General features: G+C 69.4%; 25 protein-coding genes. 8 read left to right on the forward strand and 17 right to left on the reverse strand.

The features are described from left to right. Positions 1-14: 14 nt before the first annotated feature. From recO to PBV52_RS14635, 5 genes are all read right to left on the reverse strand, one after another. Positions 15-761, reverse strand: coding sequence for a DNA repair protein RecO (gene recO, locus PBV52_RS14615; RefSeq protein WP_274238788.1), 747 nt, complete (start codon positions 759-761; stop codon positions 15-17). Beyond that, a complete protein-coding gene (locus tag PBV52_RS14620; RefSeq protein ID WP_274238789.1) occupies positions 758-889 on the reverse strand; it encodes a recombination protein O N-terminal domain-containing protein in 132 nt (43 codons plus the stop codon). The genes recO and PBV52_RS14620 overlap by 4 nt, the downstream gene beginning before the upstream one ends. Before the next feature lie 4 nt (positions 890-893). Next, on the reverse strand, positions 894-1,517 hold the full coding sequence (locus PBV52_RS14625) for a DUF1266 domain-containing protein (protein ID WP_274238790.1): 624 nt from the start codon (positions 1,515-1,517) through the stop codon (positions 894-896). 84 nt (positions 1,518-1,601) lie between these two features. After that, positions 1,602-1,817 (reverse strand): hypothetical protein, encoded by a 216-nt coding sequence (locus tag PBV52_RS14630; RefSeq protein WP_274238791.1) that lies wholly within the window; start codon positions 1,815-1,817, stop codon positions 1,602-1,604. Then, entirely contained in the window at positions 1,814-2,020 is a 207-nt protein-coding gene (locus tag PBV52_RS14635; RefSeq protein WP_079052616.1) for a hypothetical protein, read from the reverse strand. The genes PBV52_RS14630 and PBV52_RS14635 overlap by 4 nt, the downstream gene beginning before the upstream one ends. A 114-nt stretch (positions 2,021-2,134) precedes the next feature. Here PBV52_RS14635 and PBV52_RS14640 point away from each other — a divergent pair, with 114 nt between their 5' ends. After that, positions 2,135-2,968: a helix-turn-helix transcriptional regulator gene (locus tag PBV52_RS14640; protein ID WP_274238792.1), complete on the forward strand. Its 834-nt coding sequence runs from the start codon at positions 2,135-2,137 to the stop codon at positions 2,966-2,968. After that, positions 2,950-3,228, forward strand: coding sequence for a DUF397 domain-containing protein (locus PBV52_RS14645; protein WP_274238793.1), 279 nt, complete (start codon positions 2,950-2,952; stop codon positions 3,226-3,228). The genes PBV52_RS14640 and PBV52_RS14645 overlap by 19 nt, the downstream gene beginning before the upstream one ends. Here PBV52_RS14645 and PBV52_RS14650 read toward each other — a convergent pair. The 6 genes from PBV52_RS14650 to PBV52_RS14675 form a co-directional block, all read right to left on the reverse strand. Then, positions 3,212-4,093 carry a DUF6879 family protein gene (locus PBV52_RS14650; protein WP_274238794.1) on the reverse strand — a complete coding sequence of 294 codons (882 nt, stop codon included), beginning with the start codon at positions 4,091-4,093 and terminating at the stop codon, positions 3,212-3,214. The genes PBV52_RS14645 and PBV52_RS14650 overlap by 17 nt on opposite strands. A 101-nt stretch (positions 4,094-4,194) precedes the next feature. Then, positions 4,195-5,166, reverse strand: a complete 972-nt coding sequence (locus PBV52_RS14655) for an SCO2521 family protein (RefSeq protein ID WP_274238795.1) — start codon at positions 5,164-5,166, stop codon at positions 4,195-4,197. Position 5,167: 1 nt separating this feature from the next. Next, positions 5,168-6,148, reverse strand: a complete 981-nt coding sequence (locus PBV52_RS14660) for an SCO2522 family protein (RefSeq protein ID WP_274238796.1) — start codon at positions 6,146-6,148, stop codon at positions 5,168-5,170. After that, positions 6,145-7,062: an SCO2523 family variant P-loop protein gene (locus tag PBV52_RS14665; RefSeq protein WP_274238797.1), complete on the reverse strand. Its 918-nt coding sequence runs from the start codon at positions 7,060-7,062 to the stop codon at positions 6,145-6,147. The genes PBV52_RS14660 and PBV52_RS14665 overlap by 4 nt, the downstream gene beginning before the upstream one ends. Before the next feature lie 3 nt (positions 7,063-7,065). Then, complete coding sequence (locus PBV52_RS14670) at positions 7,066-8,916, reverse strand: SCO2524 family protein (protein WP_274238798.1); 1,851 nt, start codon at positions 8,914-8,916, stop codon at positions 7,066-7,068. A gap of 71 nt (positions 8,917-8,987) precedes the next feature. After that, a complete protein-coding gene (locus PBV52_RS14675) occupies positions 8,988-9,785 on the reverse strand; it encodes an SCO2525 family SAM-dependent methyltransferase (RefSeq protein WP_274238799.1) in 798 nt (265 codons plus the stop codon). Between the two features lie 180 nt (positions 9,786-9,965). Between PBV52_RS14675 and PBV52_RS14680 the strand changes: the two genes are divergently transcribed. Further along, the gene (locus tag PBV52_RS14680) at positions 9,966-10,535 is read left to right on the forward strand and encodes a GNAT family N-acetyltransferase (RefSeq protein WP_274238800.1); all 570 of its coding nucleotides are present in this window, start codon (positions 9,966-9,968) and stop codon (positions 10,533-10,535) included. Positions 10,536-10,601: 66 nt separating this feature from the next. Next, positions 10,602-12,083, forward strand: a complete 1,482-nt coding sequence (locus PBV52_RS14685) for an alpha/beta hydrolase (RefSeq protein WP_274238801.1) — start codon at positions 10,602-10,604, stop codon at positions 12,081-12,083. On the opposite strand, the gene PBV52_RS14690 is transcribed toward PBV52_RS14685, so the two are convergent. Beyond that, positions 12,071-13,228 carry an abortive phage infection protein gene (locus tag PBV52_RS14690; RefSeq protein WP_274238802.1) on the reverse strand — a complete coding sequence of 386 codons (1,158 nt, stop codon included), beginning with the start codon at positions 13,226-13,228 and terminating at the stop codon, positions 12,071-12,073. The genes PBV52_RS14685 and PBV52_RS14690 overlap by 13 nt on opposite strands. Before the next feature lie 171 nt (positions 13,229-13,399). Between PBV52_RS14690 and bla the strand changes: the two genes are divergently transcribed. Continuing rightward, positions 13,400-14,278, forward strand: a complete 879-nt coding sequence (gene bla / locus PBV52_RS14695; protein WP_274238803.1) for a class A beta-lactamase — start codon at positions 13,400-13,402, stop codon at positions 14,276-14,278. On the opposite strand, the gene PBV52_RS14700 is transcribed toward bla, so the two are convergent. Then, on the reverse strand, positions 14,271-14,711 hold the full coding sequence (locus PBV52_RS14700) for a protein-tyrosine phosphatase family protein (protein WP_274249390.1): 441 nt from the start codon (positions 14,709-14,711) through the stop codon (positions 14,271-14,273). The genes bla and PBV52_RS14700 overlap by 8 nt on opposite strands. A 90-nt stretch (positions 14,712-14,801) precedes the next feature. Between PBV52_RS14700 and PBV52_RS14705 the strand changes: the two genes are divergently transcribed. Together PBV52_RS14705 and PBV52_RS14710 are read left to right on the forward strand one after the other, a co-directional pair. After that, a complete protein-coding gene (locus tag PBV52_RS14705; RefSeq protein ID WP_274238804.1) occupies positions 14,802-15,326 on the forward strand; it encodes a SigE family RNA polymerase sigma factor in 525 nt (174 codons plus the stop codon). Beyond that, positions 15,323-16,258: a hypothetical protein gene (locus PBV52_RS14710; RefSeq protein WP_274238805.1), complete on the forward strand. Its 936-nt coding sequence runs from the start codon at positions 15,323-15,325 to the stop codon at positions 16,256-16,258. Before PBV52_RS14705 ends, PBV52_RS14710 begins: the two co-directional genes overlap by 4 nt. A 55-nt stretch (positions 16,259-16,313) precedes the next feature. On the opposite strand, the gene PBV52_RS14715 is transcribed toward PBV52_RS14710, so the two are convergent. From PBV52_RS14715 to PBV52_RS14730, 4 genes are all read right to left on the reverse strand, one after another. After that, positions 16,314-16,784, reverse strand: a complete 471-nt coding sequence (locus PBV52_RS14715; protein ID WP_274238806.1) for a helix-turn-helix transcriptional regulator — start codon at positions 16,782-16,784, stop codon at positions 16,314-16,316. Positions 16,785-16,907: 123 nt separating this feature from the next. Next, positions 16,908-19,271 carry an excinuclease ABC subunit UvrA gene (locus PBV52_RS14720; protein WP_274238807.1) on the reverse strand — a complete coding sequence of 788 codons (2,364 nt, stop codon included), beginning with the start codon at positions 19,269-19,271 and terminating at the stop codon, positions 16,908-16,910. Positions 19,272-19,336: 65 nt separating this feature from the next. Further along, positions 19,337-19,747, reverse strand: coding sequence for a VOC family protein (locus PBV52_RS14725; RefSeq protein ID WP_274238808.1), 411 nt, complete (start codon positions 19,745-19,747; stop codon positions 19,337-19,339). A gap of 142 nt (positions 19,748-19,889) precedes the next feature. After that, complete coding sequence (locus PBV52_RS14730; RefSeq protein WP_274238809.1) at positions 19,890-20,624, reverse strand: FadR/GntR family transcriptional regulator; 735 nt, start codon at positions 20,622-20,624, stop codon at positions 19,890-19,892. 258 nt (positions 20,625-20,882) lie between these two features. Between PBV52_RS14730 and PBV52_RS14735 the strand changes: the two genes are divergently transcribed. Next, positions 20,883-22,511 carry an ABC transporter substrate-binding protein gene (locus PBV52_RS14735; protein WP_274238810.1) on the forward strand — a complete coding sequence of 543 codons (1,629 nt, stop codon included), beginning with the start codon at positions 20,883-20,885 and terminating at the stop codon, positions 22,509-22,511. Positions 22,512-22,513: the final 2 nt, after the last annotated feature.

Genomic DNA, 22,513 nt, shown 5'->3' on the forward strand with positions numbered 1-22,513 from the left:
CGTCTCCCTTGCTTCTACTTTTCGACGTACCGAAGTGAGCGCAACCCGCGCTCCAGGTGCCAGTGCAGATAGGCGGACACCAACCCGCTGCCCTCCCGGACGTACCGCGGCTCGCAGGCGTCCGCGGTCTCCCAGTCTCCCGTAAGCAGCGCGGCGAGCAGTTCCAGGGTCTGCGGCGACGGTACGACGCTACCGGGCACCCGGCAGTCGACGCAGACCGAGCCTCCTGAGGCGACCGAGAAGAAGCGGTTCGGTCCCGGCATCCCGCACTTCGCACAGTCGCTGAAGGTGGGGGCGTAGCCGTTGACGGCGAGCGACCGCAGCAGGAAGGCGTCGAGAACAAGGTGCGGGGCGTGCTCGCCGCGGGACAGCGTCCGCAGCGCCCCGACCAGGAGCAGATACTGCTGAACGGCCGGCTCGCCCTCGTGGTCGGTGAACCGCTCGGCGGTCTCCAGCATGGCCGTCCCGGCCGTGTACCGCGCGTAGTCGGTGACGATCCCGCCGCCGTACGGCGCGATGGTCTCGCTCTGCGTACACAGCGGCAGCCCGCGCCCGATCAGCTCACTCCCCCGCGCGAAGAACTGCACGTCGACGTGGGAGAAGGGTTCGAGCCGCGCCCCGAACTTCGACTTGGTCCGCCGCACCCCCCGGGCGACGGCCCGCACCCGCCCGTGCCCCCGAGTGAGCAGCGTGATGATCCGGTCCGCCTCGCCGAGTTTCTGGGTCCGCAGGACGATGCCGTCATCCCGGAAGAGACTCATCGCGCACCCCCGTGGGCTTTCGGCCGGGGGTCCGGGGGTTGTCCCCCGGGGCAGCACAGCATGATCCGGTCCGCCTCACCCAGCTTCTGGGTGCGCAGCACGATGCCGTCGTCGCGGAACAGGCTCATGGGGTCATTCTCTCGTACGCCCGGAGATGGGGGTCCCCCCGCTTGAGCGAAGCCGAGAGTGGGGGAGTGTGCGGTCGGGGTGGCTGATGGTGTCCCAGGGGGCGAGGTTCCAGGGGCTGGAACGATTCTCCGGGTCCAGCAGGGAGCGGAGGTGCGCGTCGGCGGCCGCCTGCGGCGCCGCGAAACCTGCGTCCTGCGTGCCGCGCAACCCGTCCCGCCACACCTTCCGCCCGAGCAGGTAGTGAGCGGCGTACTCCCGCCACGAGCCGTACGTCCCCGCCACCGCCGGCACGATGTTCTTCAGCGCGGTCCAGGCGTCGGCCTCGCCGATCAGCCCGCAGGCGAAGCCACGGCGGGCGATGTCGACGTACAGGGCGGCGTCCCAGGCGAGCGGCGAGACGCCGGTGAGCCGGTAGGCCCGGGCCCGGTAGCCGCTGCGGGACAGGTCGTCGAGCCGGCCGACCAGCTGCTCACGCGAGGTGATCTCCCACTGGTCGGCCAGCCAGCGCCGGGCGCTGTCGTCGTCGATCCGCGTGAACGGGTACAGCGTGGTCCGCGAGGCGTCACGGTCCCGGCTCACCGGCGCGCTCAGCGACACCATCCACAGCTGGTGCACGGTGAGTGGCACGGGGTAGCGCCGAGACGCCTTCGGCCCTCGCTTCCTCCATCTCCACAAGCTCATGCCGCCGCACCCTATGCGCCCGTCCCTACGTCAAGGAACCTCACCCCGGCTGCGTGCGTTCGCGTACGCGGTCGCCGCGCGCAGCCGCTCGGCGGCGCTGGCCGTACGTACGGACGCCGGCTCTGCGTCCCATTCCTTGCCGCCGCCGTACGGTCTGAGTTGGACGTACGGCCCCTCGTGACCCATGACGATGCCGATTCTCCCCGAACGGGTGTCGACGACATACGCCCCGATCGGCGGCTTCATCGCAGCACCGCCGCGAGGCGCTGCGCGGTCTCGACGGAACAGCGGCCCAATTCGACGAGCGGGCAAGGGGCTTCACGCGCAAGACTCGCCGGATCGATCCGGAGTGTCGGGAGCGTAATTCCTGCCTTCTCCAGCGCCGCCCGCAATTCCTTCACTGCTTCCTCCGCTTCTTCGACGCAGCGCGCCGAGTGTCGTGCCGTCACGTGACTCCCCTCCCATTTGGGTTTCACTCATTTCATCTCCATCCTGACCTGCGACGCCTACACTCGGCAGGAGTCTGTGCCCTACAAGTGCAGGGCAGCACAAGGGGGTTGGCCATGGCCAATGGTTCGCGCCAGGCGGCCTGGGAGTTCTTCGGAGCGGAGCTGAAGCGGCGGCGGGAGGATGCCGGGATCACTCAGGTGGAGTTGGGGCTCCGGGTATTTGTCTCCGGTGGTTACATCGGCCAGTTCGAACAGGCGATCCGAAAACCACAATTGGACGTGGCCCAGCGGATTGATGAGGCGCTACAAACCGACGGTATTTTCGAGCGGCTTTGGCGAAAGCTCATCAAGGAACAGCCGTACACGGAGTACTTCGCGCATGCGGCGGAGCTTGAGCGGCTGGCGACGGAGATCTGCGAGTACGCGCCGATGGTGATCCCGGGGCTTCTCCAGACGCCGGACTACGCACGAGCGGTCTTCCTGGCGAGCAATCCGTTCGCCGCCGACGAGTACATCGAGGAGTTGCTCAGGGGGCGCATGGACCGGACGCAGCTCCTCAAGGACGCTACACGGCCCGTGTATTGGGCGGTCCTGCACGAGGCAGCCCTGCGCATCCCGGTCGGTGCCCAGGGGATCATGGCGCGACAGCTGGACCACATCGCGACGCTGATGCGGGAGCGCAAGGTGCTGGTGCAGGTGCTGCCGTTCGCGGCTGGGGCGCACCCGGAGATGGGCAAGATGATGTGGCTCATGGAGTTCGAGGACGCCCCGCCAACTGTCTATACAGAGGGCGTGCTTTCGGGAAGTCTGCTGGACGACCCGGCAGTGGTGAAGCGGGTCCGGGCGTCTTACGATCTCCTTAGGGCCACCGCGTTGTCGCGGGAGGCATCCCTGGCCCTGATCGAGTCGGCAGCAGAGGACTACAGACGATGCGCGAGTACGACCTGAGCAACGCACGCTGGCGCAAAAGCAGCTATAGCGGAGGCAGCGGCGGCGAGGCCTGCATCGAGGTCGCGTACGACTTCCCCGGCGCCGCCCGCTGGCGCAAGAGCACCTACAGCGGAGGCGACGGCGGCGAGGCCTGCGTCGAGGTAGCCGACGGAGTCCCCGGTACCGTCCCTGTCCGAGACACCAAGCTCGCCTCGGACAGCCCCGTGCTCCTCATCCCCGCCCACGCCTGGAGCGGGTTCGTCACGTCCCTGAAGTGACGGTCGGCTGCGGCTGGGAACCCGCCTGCCGCTCCGACTCCGCCCACAGCTTGTCGAACTGGGTGACGCGGTCCTCGATGTGGTCCGGCTCGGCGCTCAGCCAGGTACGGTCCGGGTTGGACTCCTGGTCCGGCTTGGTCTCGAAGCAGAGTTCGCCGTCGAAGATGATGAAGTCGTCCACCTTGGGGTTCGACTCCATCAGTGACCGCACCACTATGCGCGCTTCGATGCCGCGCCTGCGGTGGCGCTCGCAGAGGGCTCTGAGCTCCGGCGTGACCTCCGCCGCGTCCCGCACGACGAACAGGCGCCGGATCTCCACGCCCCGCCTCTTGATCGCCTTCTCCTGCGCGGCGAGATACCGCTCGGCGGACCCGTTGGTCCAGAACTCCCGGTCCACCGAGGTGCTGGTGGCGTCGAGGGTCATCTTGACGCAGTCGGTGATGTCGATCAGCCACTCGTTGTTCTCGCCGGGGCAGTCCGCGCTGCCGCTGCCGAGCCCTTCCATCGTCTTGGCGAGCCGGCCCAGCTCCTTTTCGGCGAAGGCCTGCACGATGTCGCCGCCCCGCTCACGGACCTTGGTGTACCCGAGGACGAGCCGGGTCACCTCGTCGGAGCGCAGCACCGAACCGTCGACCTGGCTGAACAGCGTCGTCGCGGCGAGGATCTCGTTGAAGCGCGTGTCGACCTTCTCGAACCGCTCCCCGAAGTCGATCAGGAACTGCACGATCAGCGCCGCGCTGCCGATGACGATGGACGCCACCCACTGCCAGATGTTCCCGTCGTCCTGGTCCAGGATGCTGGTCAGCAGGAAGGCGCCGCCCGCCGCCGAGGCGGTGATCACGATCCGCCAGAACATCTTGGGCATGCGCGGCTCCGGGCGCGGCGGGTGACCTCCGTTGTTCCCTGCTCCTAATGGCGCTCCACTCATGTCCTGTCCCCCGTCTGTATGTGGTTGGGTTCCGCCCCTCAGCGCGGGCTGAGCGCCTGGTGCGGCATCGTGACGGCCTGCAGGGCCAGTCGGTCTCTGATGCGCCGGCTGAGTTTCTCCCACTGACGGGAGAACCCCGGTTTCTCTTCCAGCACATCCCACACGTGCCCCAGCGCGGGGTCCACGTGTGCGCGCGGCATCCACAGATGCAGTAGATGCACCACGATCGGATGCAGCGCCTCGACGACCGAGGGCCCGTCCGCCGCGCCGATCCGGCTGTTGTCCAGCATCTGCTGAACTGTCGTCAAAAGCCAGTCGTGCAGGGCGAGATCCTCACACAGACCGGCTGCGGCGGCGGCCGGGACGTCCTCCGGCAGCCGTAACTCCATGGTCCGCAGTCCGCCCTCGGCCACGGTGAAGTTCGTCAGGGACGCGCGCTCGCCCTCGGGCTGCCGCCTTGCGACCCAACGCAGGTGCGTGGGCCGGGACTTGAAGGGCACCCTGCGGTCGAGCAGCGCGTGGCGGCGGAGCTGGGTCAGCAGGCCCTCGGCGATCGTCCCGAGGTCGAGCTCACCGCGCCCGGCACCACGCAACACGCCCTCCGCCGTGGCCTGTTGGGGCAGCTTGCCGAACGGCTCGACCAGGCCCGGCCGTACCAGGTACTGCCCCCAGGGGCGCCGGATGTCGGGGCCGGCGGCCGGGGTGCTGAAGTAGGCGGTCGACTGCAACAGGCGGCCCTCGGTCAGCGCCGCGCGGGCGACGACCGTGCCGACGGCCCGGACCTTGCTGCCGTTGGAGGTGGGCAGCCGGCAGTCCACCCCGGTCAGTACCTCGGGGGAAAGGGCGTACATGGTGGGCCGCTCGGAGACCCGGACGTGTTCGTCGGCGCGCAGCCTGAGCAGCTGGGCGGCGGCCCGGCCGTCCAGCGCCTGGAAGGACGGCAGAAGACAGGTACGCACCTCACCGCAGGCGAGGACCGAACGCGCCGACTGTCCCAGGGCCGCCGTCATCTCAGGTCCCCTCGACCGCGGAGGAGTCGCCGGGCTCCTCGTAGAAGACGTAGGTGGCGCGCTGTGCGACGGCGGCGGGTACCGCCATCCCCTCACCGGCGGACCGGTCGGCGACCTGCTGCAGCGCCCCCGCGTCGACGTCTATCTGGTCCAGTATGAGCCGGACGGCGTCCTCGACGGCGAGGAACCGGTTCGGCATGAGCGTGCAGGTGCGGTACGCGCTGAAGGCCGCTGTCGTGTGGGTGAGCTTGATCAGCGGCGGCAGCCGGTCCCAGTCGTGCGGGAACTCCTCGCTCTTCCATTCCTGCGGCTCCAGCACGGGCTCACCGAGGTGCCGTAACAGCCCCAGCCGGGCCAGTTGCCATACGGCGGCCAGGAAAGGGCAGGACCACAGCCGCCGGCCGTCCTTCTCGGACCACAGCTCGACATCCATGAAGACCGAGTGGTTGCGGGCCGCGGTCTCCTGGGGCGGCTGCCAGCCCTTGACCTCGCCCAGGGCGCTGCGGGACATCGTGGGCGTGCGCTGGCCGTTGGCGAGCCAGCCGGTCTGGCTGACGGGCGGACGGGAGCCGTAGCTGCCCGGCGGCGGCGACTCGACGAGGCGGTGCATGACCGATTCCGCGAGCTCGATGCGGTCGGCGACCGCGCAGGCCGACTCGCGGGCGAGGTAGTCGATGACGAGGCCGGCCTTCTCGGCCTCCTTCAGCACCATCGGGATCAGCTCGGCCGGGGTGGAGAAGCGGGTGAAGTAGTCGTCGATCAGGAAGCAGGTGCTGATGCGCGGCCGCTTGCTGCGGCGGGCGGCGGAGGCACGCACGGCGTCCACCCAGATCCGTACCTCGGCGAAGTGCTCGCGCAGCCGGTCGGGCCCGGCCTCGAAGTCCTCCATGTAGAGGTGGCCCAGCTCCAGGGAGAGATGGGACAGCGGTACGGACTTGGTGACGGGCTCGGCGGTGGTCTCCCGGAAGACGGCTTCGGTCATGCCTCCTCCCAGTACTTGTCGTCGGTCAGCCGTGCGGCCAGCTGGCTCAGCGCCTGCCATGTCTCCTGGTTGGCGATCTGGCTGTCGAGCACGTCCACGTCGGTGATGAGCTGCTCGCGCCACTGCAGGACCGGTTCGAGGGGCACGGAGCCGAGGACCTGGCTGTAGCCGATCCCTGCGGTGGAGGCGAGCTGCTTGAGGTCGCCGTCGGTCTTGCGCATCCACGCCGACTGGGTGGGCGAGACCTGGGACCACAGCGGCGATTCGGGGTCCGGTACGGCGGCCCGTACGAAGCGGATGGCGCCCCGCAGCGCCTCCTCGTCGTGGCCGCGGTGGACGCCGCCGGCGACGATGCCGCGCCTGCCGAAGACCAGGCTCGCGGCGGCCGCCACATGCTGGCGGGTCCAGCGGTGGAAGACCAGCCAGCGGGCCGTGAGCTCGCTCATCTCGCGCTGTGCGGTGGCCTCCAGGGCCATGTCGACGGCGTAGGAGCGGCCGGCGCTGAGGTCGACGATGACCAGGTCGAACTCGTGGTACAGCTTCATCAGCAGGTCGACGCACCGGCGCAGGTTGTCGTCGGTGGTGGCGAACTCGCCGCCGCTGAGGTCGCCGGGCATCAGCACGAGCCGGCCGCAGCCGGGCGGCGGGTCGCGCAGCACCTGGTGTTCGGTCTTGGCCCAGACGTCGATCCGTTCCGGCTCGCTGACCTCGCCTATCAGGTAGGCGTGCAGGCCGCGGTCCTCGGTGGCCTCGCGGGCGTCGGCCACGTCGAAGACGGCCACCGCGGTGGGCGAGCCGAAGTCGAAGTCCAGGTAGCAGACGTCGTCCCCGGCCAGCGCCCGGTGGTAGGCGAGGTTGGCACTGGTGACGGAGCGGCCCGTGCCTCCCTTGTCGGAGGCGGCGAAGATCAGCACGGTTCACACTCCCCGGTCCGCGGCTTCGCGGGCGCGGGCGAGCGAGTCGAGCTGTCCCAGCACGTCGAGCGTCAACGCGTAGGCCGTACCCGGCTGTTCGTCCACGAGGCTGCGGGCGCGGCGCAACTTGACCTCGATGTTCCTGAGTTCCATTCCGTGCCGGCCGGCGTCCGTGGGCGCGGGTTCCATCTGTTCGTTGCCCAGGAGGTGGGCGGACTCGCTGAGCAACGCCCTTGCCAGCTCGGTGAGTTCGAGGCTGCGGATCGGTGGCTGGCGGTACATCTCGTGGGCCTGGACCATCACCTCGGTGACCCGCTCGGTGATGCTCCACGACACCGGGACGCGACGCTTGTGGATCTCCGCGTCGGGATAGGCGGCGTGGATGTTGTCCCACAGGCCGACGCCCTCGCCGTCGCGGATACGGCGCCGCCACATGTGGTCGAAGATGTCCTCGGCGAGTCTGAGCAGCCGGTCGTGCGAGGCGAGGTTGCGCGACAGCGTGCACAGCTGGACGGTCCGCTTCAGCAGCTGGGCCGAGAAGTCGGTCATGGACCACGTCATGGGCGGGCCGATCCGCTCGCTGCCCTGCAACGGCAGGGCGACGCCCACGTTGTGCAGCTGGTGGACCATGGGGTCCTCGCGGGTCATCCGGCTGGTGATGCGGCCGCGTTCGGCGAGGCGTTCCATGACGCCGACAGTGCGGGTCAGGTCGTCGTCGGTGGCCCGGCGCCGCATCAGGTCGTGCACGAGGATGGCGGCGACGGAGAGGGAGAAGTACTCGGACTCCAGCTTCTGTCCCGTCGTACGCCAGGGAATGTCCTCCAGGGGCCAGCGGTCGTCGTTGAAGCGGGCGATGCGGGACCAGTACTGCTGGGTGAGCTCCCAGCGCAGCCGGAGCGCCTCGGCGAGCTTCTGCTGCTCGGTGTTGAGCAGGCCCAGGGTGAGCGTGCGGTCGGAGAACAGGTCCTGGATACCGTCGAGCGCGACCACGGTGAAGTACAGATACGGCACCGCGCTGGCGACACCCTCGGGCTGCGGCCCGATGGGTTCAGTGGTCTCGACCTCGGGGGCGTCCTTGACCATGGTCCACGCCCAGCCGCACTCGAAGAGCTGGTTCTCGTCCTTGAGGCCTTCCTGGACGTCGATGCCGAGGAACACGCTCTCGTTGATCGCCGCGCGCAGCGGACGGAAGCGGGTCTGGAACTTGTTCAGCACCTGCCGCTGCGACAGCCGCCCCTGGCCGAGGAGTTCGCACAGGGTACGGCCCTGGGAGGAGTCGGTGTCGAAGACGTTGACGATGAAGGAGCGCAGCAGGCTGACCATGGCGGCGGTGAGCCGGTTGCTGGTGGCCTGGCGCAGCTCGGCGATCGTCTCCTTGATGTCGCTGCGCCGGGTCCTGGTCTCGTAGACCTTGAGGAAGCCGAGCGTGGCGAGGCACAGGGTGATCGACATGGAGAACGAGTCGACCACGCCGAGTCGGCGCTGTTCCTCGGTGAGTTCCTTGGTCTTGTCCCGGGACCCGAAGTAGTAACCCCCGGCGAACGTGGGCCGCTTGTCCTCGCCGGTGTGGGTCCGCATGAACTCGGCCGCGGCCGTGACGATGTTGGCCGGCAGGTCCAGCCGTCCGCCGGCCTTCTTCAGGGCCTGCTGGACGTCGTCCTGTGTGGTGTCCGGGTCGTCCAGCCGGAACGCGGGGATCTCCGTGGCGGGGTACAGCAGGCAGAGCAGCCGCTCGGCGTCGGCAACGCTGCTCACTCCGCCCCATTCGCCCCAGTCCCACTCTCCCCCGTCGAAAGAGTGGCGAGCGATCGCCTGCCAGATGTCCAGCAGATGCTGGCGTGGCTTGATCTGCATCCCATGCCCCTCACACAGGCCGCCCTGCCATCAGTTGAGCAATTCACTCTTCTATTGTGAAGATTCGCCGATCAGTTGACCGGAATGTCCACGTCCGAATTACGGCGCCAACCGTGGGCGACAATCATGCCCTTGTACCCCTCGCGCACCCGCGGCGAGGATTTGAGCGGCCTGACTTTGAAGTCCCTCGCAAACCGCTCCAGGCTCGCGTACACGTCAGACTCTCCCACGTCGCACGCGGGGAAGAAATGCTCACCCGCGTGATAACCCTGTGAATGCGCCATGAAAGCGGCGGCGAACGGGGCACCGGGGGCCAGGCAGCGCATGAAACGCTCCACACCCAGCGCGAACTCGCCGGGGGAGGTCGTCATCGACTCGGCGACGAAGAACATGGTCCCCACGGACCAACGCCCCTCGTACCGCTTGAGTTCGAAGATGTCACCCTGCTCGACCTTGACGACCTTGCGGAACTTCTCACGCGGGTCCGCGTCAAGGGAGCGGTAGGCCTTCTTCCGGCACAGGGCGGTCCAGAACTTGTCCCAGTTCTCCCCGTAGGAGTCGACCTGGCCTTCCAGGTACTCCACATTCGAGGAGGAGCGCTCGAAGAGGGTGATCTCGTCGCACCACGGCAGCATGGCCAGTGCGGGATAGAGATTGACGCCGGCGCCCACGTCGATACCGGAAACCGGCCCGACGCCCTGCTTCCGGAAATGATCGCCGAAATGATCCCGGATGATCTGCAGGATCTCCGCGTCCTCTTCCTGTAAGTCGCGGTAATTGTGATCAAGGTAGGCGATCGAGTCGAATGCCTCGTCCCATGGCACATCGGCATTCTTCACCTGGACGCCCCCCGACGATCTCTGGGTCATTCCACCAACGGTACCAAAAGCAGGCGCATCGGGAGCGCGTTGAGGCATTAACTTCGTGCGGTCTTGAAGACCCGGACGGCGCTCCTCAAGATGGGCGGACCTCGGCTGAGCACCTGAAACGGCAGGCAACAGGTACTCACCCGTACGAGTGACTCCATTCCATCACACAGGGGGCGGCTGATGGCTGTACCGGAGGAACGTTTCCCTTTCCCGGGCGGCACGACTGACCAGGCATTCTTCGCCGACAGCGCCGAGCGGCCGCTGACCATGAGGGGCGTCACCGAGGCGGATCTGCCCGAACTCCTCCGCGTGGACAGGGAGGTCTTCCCCGAGGAGCCGTACCCCTACTTCGTGCTGCGCCAGCACTTCGACGCGCACGGCGACCGCTTCCTCGTCCTCGACGACGGCGCCTGCCTGCACGGCTATGTCCTCTTCGTCAACACGTCGGACGGCTACGTGTGTTGGGTCCTGAGCCTGGCCGTCAGCGCCGACCAGCGGGGCCGTGGGCTGGGCAAGCGGCTGATGCTCGAGGTGCTGCGGCAGTTGCGCAGGGAGCGGGTCCATGAGGTGAGGCTGACCGTGGAGCCGACGAATGCGGCGGCGATCCAGCTGTACCGGTCGCTGGGGTTCTCGACCGAGGGAGGGGTGCACCGGGACTACCTGGGGCCCGGGGAGGACCGGCTGATCATGACGTTGGGGCTGGGGCTGGGGTTGGGGATGGGGCCGGGGGTAGGTGCGAAGCTGGGGTAATCCCCCGGGAAGATCCGGGAGTTACCGGGATGTGACGTTCCGTCAATCCCCGCCAGGCTGCTGTGCATGAAGCAGATCACCAAGAGCGCCGCCCTGATCGCCGTCGCCTCCGGAGTCGTCTTCGGGCTCGTCACCCCGCTCACCGCGTCCGCCACCGGTGTGCCCGCGCCGCTGAAATGGACCAAGTGCGAGGGCAGCGGCCTGGACGCCCGACAGGAGTGCACGACCGTCTCCGTACCGATGGACTACGCCGACCCCGGCGGCCCGAAGATCGACATCGCCGTCTCCCGTATCCCCAGCGAGAAGCCGTCGGCCCGCCGGGGCGCCCTGCTGATCATCGCGGGCGGACCCGGGGGGACGAGCCTCGGCGAACCCTCGGACAAGGGGCAGCGGCTGCCGCGGGAGGTACGGGAGGCCTACGACCTGATCGGGTTCGCCCCGCGCGGCAACGCGCCTTCGGCGCCGGTCAGTTGTGACCTTCAGGAGGGCGACCTCGCCCTGTCGAAGTCGCGCCCGTGGCCCGCCCCCGACGGGTCCGTCACCGAGAACATGGCCTACGCCCGGCGCGTCTCGGACGCCTGCGCGCGCAATGGCGGCGAGCTGATGAAGCACATCAGCACCAAGAACAACGCCCGTGACATCGACCGCATCCGGGCCGCGCTCGGCGAACGCAAGCTGACGGCGTGGGGCGACTCGTACGGCACGTACGTCGGTACGGCGTACCTCGAGCTGTTCCCGCACCGCACCGACCGCATCGTGCTGGACAGCAACGACAACGCCGACCCGGTGCGGGCGGAGCGCGCCTGGCTGCAGGCGTTCGAGGCGGGCGTCGAGGACAACTTCCCCGAGTTCGCCAAGTGGGCGTCGGCGCCCGGCAATCGGTACCGGCTCGCCCACACCGCCGCCGAGGTGCGCCCGCTCTTCCTCCGCCTCGCCGCCCGCCTGGACCGCGAGCCGATCCCCTGGCCCGACGCCAACCCGGCGGAGCTGAACGGCAACGTACTGCGCCAGACCATGCTGGACAGCCTCTACGACCCCGACGACTACCCGGTCCTGGCCGAGCTGATGCTGGCCGCGCAGAAGGGCGAGGTGCCGCCCGCCCCCCAGCTGCCGCCGTTGCCCGCGCTGCAGAACGGCGCCGCGGTCGGCGCCGCCACCATCTGCAACGACGGTGCCTGGCCCAGGTCGGCGGCCGAGTACGAGAAGGGCGTCGCCGCGAGCCGGGCGAAGTATCCGCTGACCGCTGGCATGCCGAGGAACGCGATGATGTGCGCTGCCTGGCCGTGGCAGCCGAAGGAGGCGCCGGTGCGGGCCACCGAGCACGGCCCGTCCAACGTCCTCCTCGTCCAGAACGAGCGGGACGTGGCCACACCGCTGAGCGGCGCCCTGAAGCTGCGCGAAGACCTCGGCAGGCGGGCCGTCATGGTCACGGTGAACTCCACCGGCCATGGCGCCTACCTGGAGAACGGCAACGCATGCGGCGACGCCACCGCCTCCCGCTTCCTGGCGACCGGACAGCGGCCGGCCGGGGATCTCTACTGCGACTGAGCACACCTGCGGTAGTGGCGGGCCAGCGCGTGGAACGCCTTTTTCGGTTCCCAGTGCCAGTCCGAGGCCGGGTCGTCGGGGCGGTCCTTGATCGGCTTGGTGATGGCGTAGCTCGCCAGATCGAGGTCGTAGCGAGGGTTGTCGGGGCGGTGTGGGGCGTCCGGGGTGACGAACTCGAAGGCCATCGCCGCGTACAGGCCCATCGACTCGAAGACCTCCAGCAGATCGACCATGTAGGCGGCCTGTGTGCGCTCACTGCGCACCAGGTCGCCCTTGATCTCGTTGGGCTCCTTGGTGTAGTCGACGATGTTCCAGCCCATGCCGCCGGCCTCGGGAGCACCGACGTACGCGCACGTGCCGAACTCGGTGATGGCCAGGGGCTTGCCCCAGCGCAGATAGCGACGCAACTCCCGTACGTAGTCGGCGTGTTGGCGATGGGACGAGTAGTAGTCGATACCGACGATGTCGAAGAGGTTCCAGTCGACCGGTTCGAACTCCTCGTCCTGCGCGGCGGCGTAGCTCAGCCGGCCGTGGAAGACGGAGCGCCCGACGGCCGCCGCCTTCGCGGTGAAGCGGGCCAGGCGGCGCTGCATCTGCGCCATGTCGACCGTGCCCTTGAGGAGGTTGTCGACCCGGTCCAGGACCGTCTCCCCCGGCACGATCCCCGGCACGAACAGCCAGAACTCGCAGCCCACGCTGAAGTCGACGCTCGCGCCCTGCCGGCGCAGCCGCTCCGCGAACCGGCCGCACTCGGCGATGCTCTCCAGGATGTCCCGCTCCGGTACGTCCCCCAGGGTCGGCTGGAGCCAGACGTGCAGCCCCCGTTCGGCGGCCTCGGCGGCCGTGGCGGTGAGGCGGTCGACGCCGTCGCCGGTGACGTCGAGGGTGTCGGCGTGCAGTTCGTCGCGGATCACCCGGACGTCCTCGCGCATCCGGGCGGCACTCCACGCGGTCCCGGGTGTCTCGCCCTCCCCGAGGGTGTAGACGACGCCCCTGTGCTTCAGCCCCTTGCGCTTCAGCCCCCTGCGCTCCGGCTCCCGTCCGGTCGCCGCGGCCTGCCCCGCGGGCAGCACCGCCCCCGCCAGCCCGACGGCCGCCGCCCCCGCCAGAAATCGTGCCCTGCTGATCCCCTTGGTCTTCTCCATACGGCCACTGTGGCGAGCGCGGCACCGCAGCGCCGTCCGCCGATGGTCTACGGCGCCGCAACCAAGGGATGAGACAGCGCGTCGATCACTGAAGAGATCGTCGAAGGCCCACGAGCGAAGGAGAGCAAGATCTTAAACGCCGCTACGACCCCCAAGTCGCCCAGGTCCCCGATGACCCGACGCAAGCTGCTGACGGCCGCCACCGCCGCCACCGCGGTTGCCCTGACAGCGGGCATTCCCGCCCACGCCACCCCCGGCGACGACGACGTCACCGCCCGCCTCCGCGCGCTGGAGGAGCAACACGGCGCCCGGCTGGGCGTGTTCGCCCACAATCTCGCCACCAAGCGGACCGTCTGCCACCGCGCCGACGAACGGTTCCCGGTCTGCTCCCTCTTCAAGACCCTGGCGGCCGCGGCCGTACTGCGCGACCTGGACCGGGACGGCGAGGTCCTCGCCAAGCGCATCCACTACACGGCGGCCGACCTGGTCGAGAACTCCAAGGAGACCGAGAAGCACCTCGCCACCGGCATGACCGTCGGCGAACTCGCCGACGTGGCCATCCGGTTCAGCGACAACACGGCCGGAAACCTCCTCCTGCGCGAACTCGGCGGCCCCACCGCCGTCACCCGCTTCGCCCGCTCCCTCGGCGACCCGGTGACCCGCCTCGACCGCTGGGAGACGGAGCTGAACTCGGCTGAGCCGTGGCGTGTCACGGACACCACGAGCCCCCGCGCGATCGGCCGCACCTACGCCCGCCTCGTCCTCGGCAACGCCCTGAACCGCCCCGACCGCGACCTCCTCACCCACTGGCTGCTGAACAACACCACCAGCGGCAACCGCCTCCGCGCCGGCCTGCCCAAGACATGGGCGATCGCGGACAAGACAGGCGGCGGCTTCTACGGCACGAACAACGACGTGGGGATCGCCTGGACCGAGGACGGCACACCGCTCGTCCTGGCGGTCCAGACGACGAAGCCGGAGCAGGACGCGGCGCTGGACCACGCCCTGATCGTCGAGACGGCGGCGCTCCTGGCGGAAACGCTCAGCTGAAGCGCCGCACGTAACGCCGCTGCCACGGCGTCTCCACGGCGTGCCGGTCGTAGCCCCGCCGCACGAAGTCCACGGCCTCCTCGGCCGGTACGCCGTCCAGCACCGCCAGACACGCCAGTGCCGTCCCCGTACGGCCGCGACCGCCGCCGCACGCGATCTCCACGCGTTCGGCGGCGGCCCGCTTCCAGGCCTCGGCGAGTGCGGTGCGGGCGGCCGCACGGTCGGCCGGGAGGCGGAAGTCGGGCCAGCGGATCCAGTGGGATTCCCAGGGGACTTCGGGGGGTGGCTTGGCCAGGAGATAGACGCCGTACGACGGGGTCGGCGCACCCGGTTCGAGGGGACGGCGCAGCCCCCGGCCGCGGACCAGTCGCCCGGAGGGCAGCCGGAGTACGCCCGGTCCCCGCTCGTCCCAGTGCTTCTCGCTGTCGGTCACACTCTCCACACGCCCATTCGAACCCGGCCCCGCGCCCCGGGCAACCGAATCCGCCGCACCGGTGGTCTGGAGGGCGAGGGAGGGTGCTTGATGCAGGCCGAACAAGAGGCCCAGTTCCAGGAATTCGTCAGGGCACGGTGGTCCCACCTGGTGCGGACCGCGTATCTGCTCACGGGCGACGCGCACCATGCCGAGGACCTGACGCAGACGGCGCTGGCGAAGGCGTACCGCTCATGGCGGCGGGTGGCACGCGCCGACAATCCGGAAGCGTATGTCCGGCGCATGCTGGTCAGTTGCAACAGTGACCGGTTCCGCAAGCGGCGGGTCGCCGAGTCGCTGACCGCCGCGCCACCGGAGACGGCGGGGCGCGAGGCGGGCTACGCGGGCGTGGACGAGCGGGGCGCGCTGCTCGGCGCGCTCGCCCAACTGCCGCCCAAACAGCGGGCGGTGGTCGTCATGCGCTATTGGGAGGACCTGTCAGAGGGGGAGGTGGCCGACGTGCTCGGCTGCTCCGTCGGCACGGTCAAGAGCCAGGCGTCGAAGGGGCTGGCGAAGTTGCGTACGTATCCGGGGCTCGCTCGGATGACGCCGTCCGGGCAGGGAGGCAGCAGGTGAACGACGACGAGCAGCGCCAGGGAGCACACAGCGAGCCGGACTTCGAGGAGCAGTTGCGGGAGCTGCTCGCCGAGGACGCGTACACGATCCAGCCGTCGCCGGCGCCGTATCCGGCGATCCGGCGCCGGGGCGTGGTCGAGCGGCGGCGCCGGGTGGCGGCGGCCGGGGCGGTGCTGGTGACGCTGGCGGCGATGCCGGTGGGGGCGTACGCGCTGAGCGGTGGGGGTGCGGGCGGGGGCGTGGCGACGACCCCGACGCCCTCGGTCAGTGCCACGCGGGCCCCGTCGCCGACGCCGTCCCCGACACCGAGTGGGCCCGCGCGGCCGGCCACGGACGGGCAGCTCCTCGACGGGATCACCTTCGAGCGGGCGGCGGACGGGCTGGAGAAGTGCCTGGCCTACCAGCGGTCGGGAGCCATGGCGGGCGACACGGACCCGGGCACGCCGGAGGACTACGGGATCATCCTGGCCATGCGCAGTACCGGCGACTCCAACACGCCCGGCGACGGCATGTACGTCGTCGCCGTGCGGGAGAAGCCGGAGGAGATCTACCTGATCTGCAACATCAAGAACGGCGAGACCCAGGGCGTCACCGGCTTCGGCAACGACGCCGACGCCATCCCGGACGAAGGCCCGGTGCTCATCGACCCCAACGGCGGCAAGCTCTACCAGCAGTCGTTCCTCGACCGGGGCAACTGGAAGCTTCCGTTCCGATGGGGTGTGATCGGCACCGTCGAACCGTCGGTGGCCAAGGTGACGGTGTCCTACGGCGACTCCAGCGCCGAAGCCGCCCTCGACCACGGCCGGTTCGTGGCGTCCGGCGTGCTGAACGAGCAGGTCACCCTCGCGCCGCACGTCAAGGGCTACGACGCCGGCGGCAAGCTGGTCTACGACTCCGACGAGGACAAGTACTACCAGCGGACCCTGCCGTAGCCACCGACGGGGCCGGGGGCGCCGCACAGGGGACGGCGCCCCCGGCCCGCCGTCACTACGGCCGCGGCTCGCCGGCCGGCACCGCTCCGTTGACCGCGGCCGCCAGGCTGAACGGCGCCGCCCGGTTCCTCAGCGGCCTGGTCACCTGCTTCGCCACGCACGACGGCATCCCCGCCGTCGCGTCCGCCGCCTGGCGCCGGTACGCGCTGGGCGACATGCCGACCAGCTCCGTGAAGCGCGTGCTGAAGGTGCCCAGCGACGAGCAGCCGACCTCGAAACAGACCTCGGTGACGCTGAGGTCGCCCCGGCGCAGCAGCGCCATCGCGCGCTCGATGCGCCGGGTCATCAGGTAGCCGTACGGCGACTCGCCATAGGCGATCTTGAACTCGCGGCTGAGGTGCCCGGCCGACATGTGCACGCCGCGCGCGAGCGCCTCGACGTCCAGCGGCTGCGCGTACTCCCGGTCCATCCGGTCGCGGACGCGGCGCAGCGCGACGAGGGTGCGCAGGCGCTGTTCCTCAGGCATCGAGTGGCTGGATCGCACACCCGCATCTTCCCCGGCCGCCTCCCACCTCGTCCACTCCCGCGTCTGACGGGAGCGGGACGAGAGGAGGGCCATCACCGGTGCCGAGGCGAGACACATCGCGGGTCAGCCGCCGACGTAGGCCGCGAGGTGCTCACCGGTGAGGGTGGAGCGCTCGGCGACGAGGTCGGCGGGGGTGCCCTCGAAGACGATCCGGCCGCCGTCGTGGCCGGCGCCGGGGCCGAGGTCGATGATCCAGTCGGCGTGCGCCATGACGGCCTGGTGGTGCTCGATGACGATGACCGACTTGCCGGAGTCGACCAGCCGGTCCAGCAGGCCGAGCAGCTGCTCGACGTCGGCGAGATGGAGACCGGTCGTCGGCTCGTCGAGGACGTAGACACCGCCCTTGTCGGCCATGTGCACGGCCAGCTTCAGCCGCTGCCGCTCACCGCCGGACAGCGTGGTCAGCGGCTGACCGAGGGTGAGGTAGCCGAGCCCGACGTCCGCCATCCGCTCGACGATCTTGTGCGCGGCCGGAATCCGCGCCTCGCCCGCGCGGAAGAACTCCTCGGCCTCGGTCACCGACATCGCGAGCACCTCGCTGATGTCCCGGCCGCCGAGGTGGTACTCCAGCACCGAGGCGTCGAACCGCTTGCCCTCGCAGTCCTCGCAGGTGGTGGCGACGCTCTGCATGATCGCCAGGTCGGTGTAGATGACACCGGCGCCGTTGCAGGTGGGGCAGGCACCCTCGGAGTTGGCGCTGAACAGCGCCGGCTTCACGCCGTTGACCTTGGCGAAGGTCTTGCGGATCGGGTCGAGCAGTCCGGTGTACGTCGCCGGGTTGCTGCGCCGGGAGCCGCGGATCGGGGTCTGGTCGACGGAGACCACGCCCTCCGGGGCCGGGATGGAACCGTGGACGAGCGAGCTCTTGCCGGAGCCGGCGACGCCGGTGACGACGCAGAGCACGCCGAGCGGTATGTCGACGTCGACGTTCTGCAGGTTGTTCGCGGTCGCCCCGCGGATCGGGAGCGTGCCGGTGGCCTTGCGGACGGTCTCCTTCAGCGCGGCCCGGTCACCGAGATGACGCCCGGTGACGGTGTCACTCGCCCGCAGCCCCTCCAAGGTGCCCTCGAAGCAGACGGTGCCGCCCGCCGTACCGGCGCCGGGGCCGAGGTCGACGACGTGGTCGGCGATGGCGATCGTCTCCGGCTTGTGCTCCACGACCAGCACGGTGTTGCCCTTGTCGCGCAGGCGCAGCAGCAGGTTGTTCATCCGCTGGATGTCATGCGGGTGCAGGCCGATGGTCGGCTCGTCGAAGACGTACGTCACGTCGGTGAGCGAGGACCCGAGGTGGCGGATCATCTTGGTGCGCTGCGCCTCGCCGCCGGAGAGCGTGCCCGAGGCCCGGTCGAGCGAGAGGTAGCCGAGGCCGATCTCCACCAGCGAGTCGAGGGTGTGCTGGAGCTTGGCGAGCAGCGGCGCCACCGAAGGCTCCTCGATCCCTCGGGCCCACTCCGCCAGGTCGCGGATCTCCATCGAGCAGGCGTCGGCGATGTTGACCTTGCCGATCTTCGAGGAGCGGGCCAGCTCGCTGAGCCGGGTGCCGTCGCACTCGGGACACTCGGTGAAGGTGACCGCCCGGTCCACGAAGGCCCGGATGTGCGGCTGCATCGACTCGCGGTCCTTGGCGAGGAAGGTCTTCTGGATCTTCGGGATCAGCCCCTCGTAGGTGAGGTTGATGCCGTTGATCTTCACCTTGGTCGGCTCGCGGTAGAGGAAGTCGTGCCGCTCCTTCTTGGTGTACTGCCGGATCGGCTTCTCCTTGTCGAAGAACCCGGATTCGGCGATGACCCGCACGACCCACCCGTCCCCCGTGTAGGTGGGAATGGTGAACGGGTCCTCGGACAGCGACTTCGCCTCGTCGAACAGCTGGGTGAGGTCGATGTCGGAGACCGTGCCCCGGCCCTCGCAGTGCGTGCACATGCCGCCGGTGCGGCTGAAGCTCACCTTCTCGGTCTTGGTCTTGTCGGCACCGCGGTCGACCGTGAACCCGCCGCTCGCCGAGACCGAGGCGACGTTGAAGGAGTACGCGCCGGGCGGGCCGATGTGCGGCTTGCCGAGCCGGCTGAAGAGGATGCGGAGCATGGCGTTGGCGTCGGTGGCGGTGCCGACGGTGGAGCGCGGGTCGGACCCCATCCGCTGCTGGTCGACGGTGATGGCCGTGGTCAGCCCGTCCAGTACGTCGACCTCGGGCCGCGCCAGGTTCGGCATGAACCCTTGCAGGAAGGCGCTGTACGTCTCGTTGATCAGCCGCTGCGACTCCGCGGCGATCGTGTCGAACACCAGCGAGCTCTTGCCCGAGCCGGAGACGCCGGTGAACACCGTCAGCCGGCGCTTCGGTATCTCGATGCTGACGTCCTTGAGGTTGTTCTCGCGAGCGCCGTGTACCCGGATCAGGTCGTGGCTGTCGGCAACGTGCGGCTCGGTCATCGTGAAATCTCCATCTGCAACTCGGTCGGGAACGTTGCCGGTGAGGGCGCGGGACGGGGGTGGGCTCAACCCCGGGCCTGGATACGGATCAGGTTGCCCGCGGGGTCACGGAAGGCGCAGTCGCGGATGCCGTACGGCTGGTCGGTCGGCTCCTGGACGACCTCGGCGCCGCTCGCCTGCACCTTCTCGAAGGTGTCGTCGACATTGGAGGTGGCGAGCAGGATCCAGCCGTAGGTGCCCTTGGCCATCATCTCGACGATGGTGCGGCGCTCGTCCTCGGTGATCCCGGGGTCGGCGGCGGGGGGTGCGAGGAGGATGGACGTGCCGGGCTGGCCGACGGGGCCGACCGTGATCCAGCGCATCTTGCCCTGTCCGACATCGGTGCGGACCTCGAAGCCGAGGGCGTCGCGGTAGAAGGCCAGGGAGGCCTCCGGGTCGTCGTGCGGAAGGAAGCTGGCGTGAATCGAGATGTCCATGCCCGTCACGCTAGCGGCGGCAGGGGGGCGGCGCTTCTCGATTCCTGACCCGTGCCAGGACCCGCCGATTCCTTCGCCCCCGCCAGGGGGCTCTGCCCCCCCAGCGGGGGCGAGGGAACCCGGCGTCACCTGGAACCCGGCGTCACCCGACCCCCCTCGACCCCTGCCCCGCCCGCGCAGCGATCCCGCGGAAGTGAACCGTCATCGCCCGCTGCGCCCCCTCCACGTCCCGCGCCCGCAGGGCCGTCACGATGTCCCGGTGCCAACGGGCGGTGAGATCGGGAGACGGATCGTCGGGCCGCCCCCGCGCCCCGGACACCCGCCGGAAGACCGTCCAGAACGCGGCCAACAGCTGCGGCACGAGGTCGTTGCCGAGCGAGGCGTACAGCAGCTCATGGAACTCACGGTCCAGGTCGGGAAAGGCGCGCCCGGCCCGCCCCGCCACCTCCATCCGGGACACCACCGCCTCCAGCCGGTCCAGCTCCCCCTCGGTGACCGTCGCCGCCACCCGCCGGATCAGCCCCTCCTCCAGCACCTCCCGCACCTGAAGGATCTCGGCGAGCGCGCCCGAGTCGTCGTGGTCGTGCCGGGCGAGCGTGCGGAAGGTCAGGCCGTCGATCAGCGGCGTGAGCGAGGCCTGGCCGACATACGTGCCGTAGCCGTGCCTGATCTCCACGATGTCGAGGGCCTGGAGCGCCTTGAGCGCCTCGCGGACGGAGTTGCGGCTGACGCCGAGGTCGTCCATGAGCTCGGCCTCGGTGGGCAGGAGGGCGCCGGCCTGGAGCCTGCGGTCGATGATCAGCTGCATGACCTGGCGCTGGATCCGGCTGTTCCTGGACTCCTCGGACGTACGGCTGTTCCTGGGCTGCCCGGGCATGCGGCGCATGGTACGCGCACCTGGACGTCCCACGTCCCATGTCTGCGGAGTACGTCCCTGACGGGGGGTCAACTCACGCCATTTCACAGCGCCATTGGTCCGACCTGTGACAGATGCGCCATTCGTGTGAGATCCCTTGACCGCCCCCACCACCCCACCTATGGTCGCGCTGACCGGGAGGACGTAGGACGTCGTATCTCCCTCCCGGACCACAGCACGAACCCATCGCCGGAGCACACACCATCCGCTGGAGGACCCGTGCGCGACGTGACCCCCGACGTGCCGGCGCTGCACCGCCGGTCGTTCCTGAAGTACACCGGCGCGCTGGGCGCGGCCGCCGCCGTCTCCGCGTCGCTGTCGGCGTGTTCCTCGGGGCCCGAGTCCACCAACGAGACCGGCGGGGGCGGTGGCCAGAACCGGACGCTCACGGCGGTCATCGGCTACGGCAACGACGGCAGCTGGGACCCCACCCAGACGGCGTCCGCCTTCTGCATGGCCGCCAACAACCACATCTACGAGGGGCTCCTCGACACCGACCCGATCTCCCGGGAGCCGTACGCCGCGCTCGCCACCCAGGTGCCGGCCGACCCGAACGCCACGTCCTGGAAGTTCACCCTGCGCGCGGGCGCGAAGTTCCACGACGGCAAGCCGGTCACGGCCGACGACGTGGTCTTCGTCTTCGACCGGATCCTCGACCCGAAGACGCAGACCCTCGCAAAGGGCTTCTTCGCGAGCTGGCTGAAGGAAGTCCGCAAGATCGACGCGCACAACGTCGAGCTGGTGCTCAAGTTCCCCTTCCCGGACGGGATTTCGCGGCTCACCCTCGCCAAGATCATGCCGAAGCACGTGTTCTCCCAGCCAGGTGCCTGGGAGGACGCCATCAAGGGCAAGGCGATCGGCTCGGGGCCGTACCGGCAGACCGCGCACCACCCGAAGTCCAACACCACCTTCGAGGCGTATCCCGACTACAACGGCCCGCGCAAGCCCGCCTTCAAGAAGATGAACTGGCTGACGATCGTGGACGCGGCGCCGCGGGTGGCCAGGATCTCGGGCGCCAGCGCGGGCGCGCAGATCGCGGACAACATCCCGTACGCCAACATCGGGCAGCTGGAGAGCGGCGGGCTGACGGTCGCGGGCGGGGCCGGCATGAACAACCTGTTCCTGATGTTCAACACCAAGCACAAGCCCTTCGACGACGTACGCGTCCGCCAGGCGCTGCACTACGCCATCGACACCGAGAAGATGATCGAGGTCGCCCTCAAGGGGCACGGGAAGCCGTCGTCGTCCTTCCTCAACGAGGCCAACCCCAGCTACCGGCGCGCGAAGACCGTCTACGACCACGACCCCGACAAGGCGAAGGCGCTGCTGAAGGAGGCCGGGGTCAGCGGGCTGGAGATCGAGATCCTGGCCGTCAACGTGAGCTGGATCGTCGACTGCCTGCCGACCATCAAGGCGTCCTGGGACGCGATCGGCGTCAAGACGACCCTCTCCCCGCAGGAGACGACGGCCGTCTTCACCAAGATGGACCAGAAGCAGGACTTCCAGGTCGTCGCCGCCGCCTCGAACCCCAACCAGTTCGGCCTCGACGCCGACCTGATCATGCATTACAACTACGGCCCCGAGAACCTGTGGATGCAGTACACGCGGTGGGCCGGCAACTCCGTCGCCAAGGCGCTCTTCAAGGACATGGACCGGGCGACCCAGGAGCCGGACACCGAGAAGAAGAAGACGATGATCCAGGACTACATCGACGTCGTCGCCGAACAGGCCGTGCTCTACCCGGTCGTCCACAACGAGCTGATGACGGCCTGGAACCCGAAGCAGCTCACCGGCATAAGGGCCCAGCCGTATCCCGGCATCAACCTCCTCCAGGCCAAGTGGTCCTAGCG

The sequence above is a fragment of the Streptomyces sp. T12 genome, from assembly GCF_028736035.1.
In the GTDB taxonomy this organism is placed as follows: Bacteria; Actinomycetota; Actinomycetes; order Streptomycetales; family Streptomycetaceae; genus Streptomyces.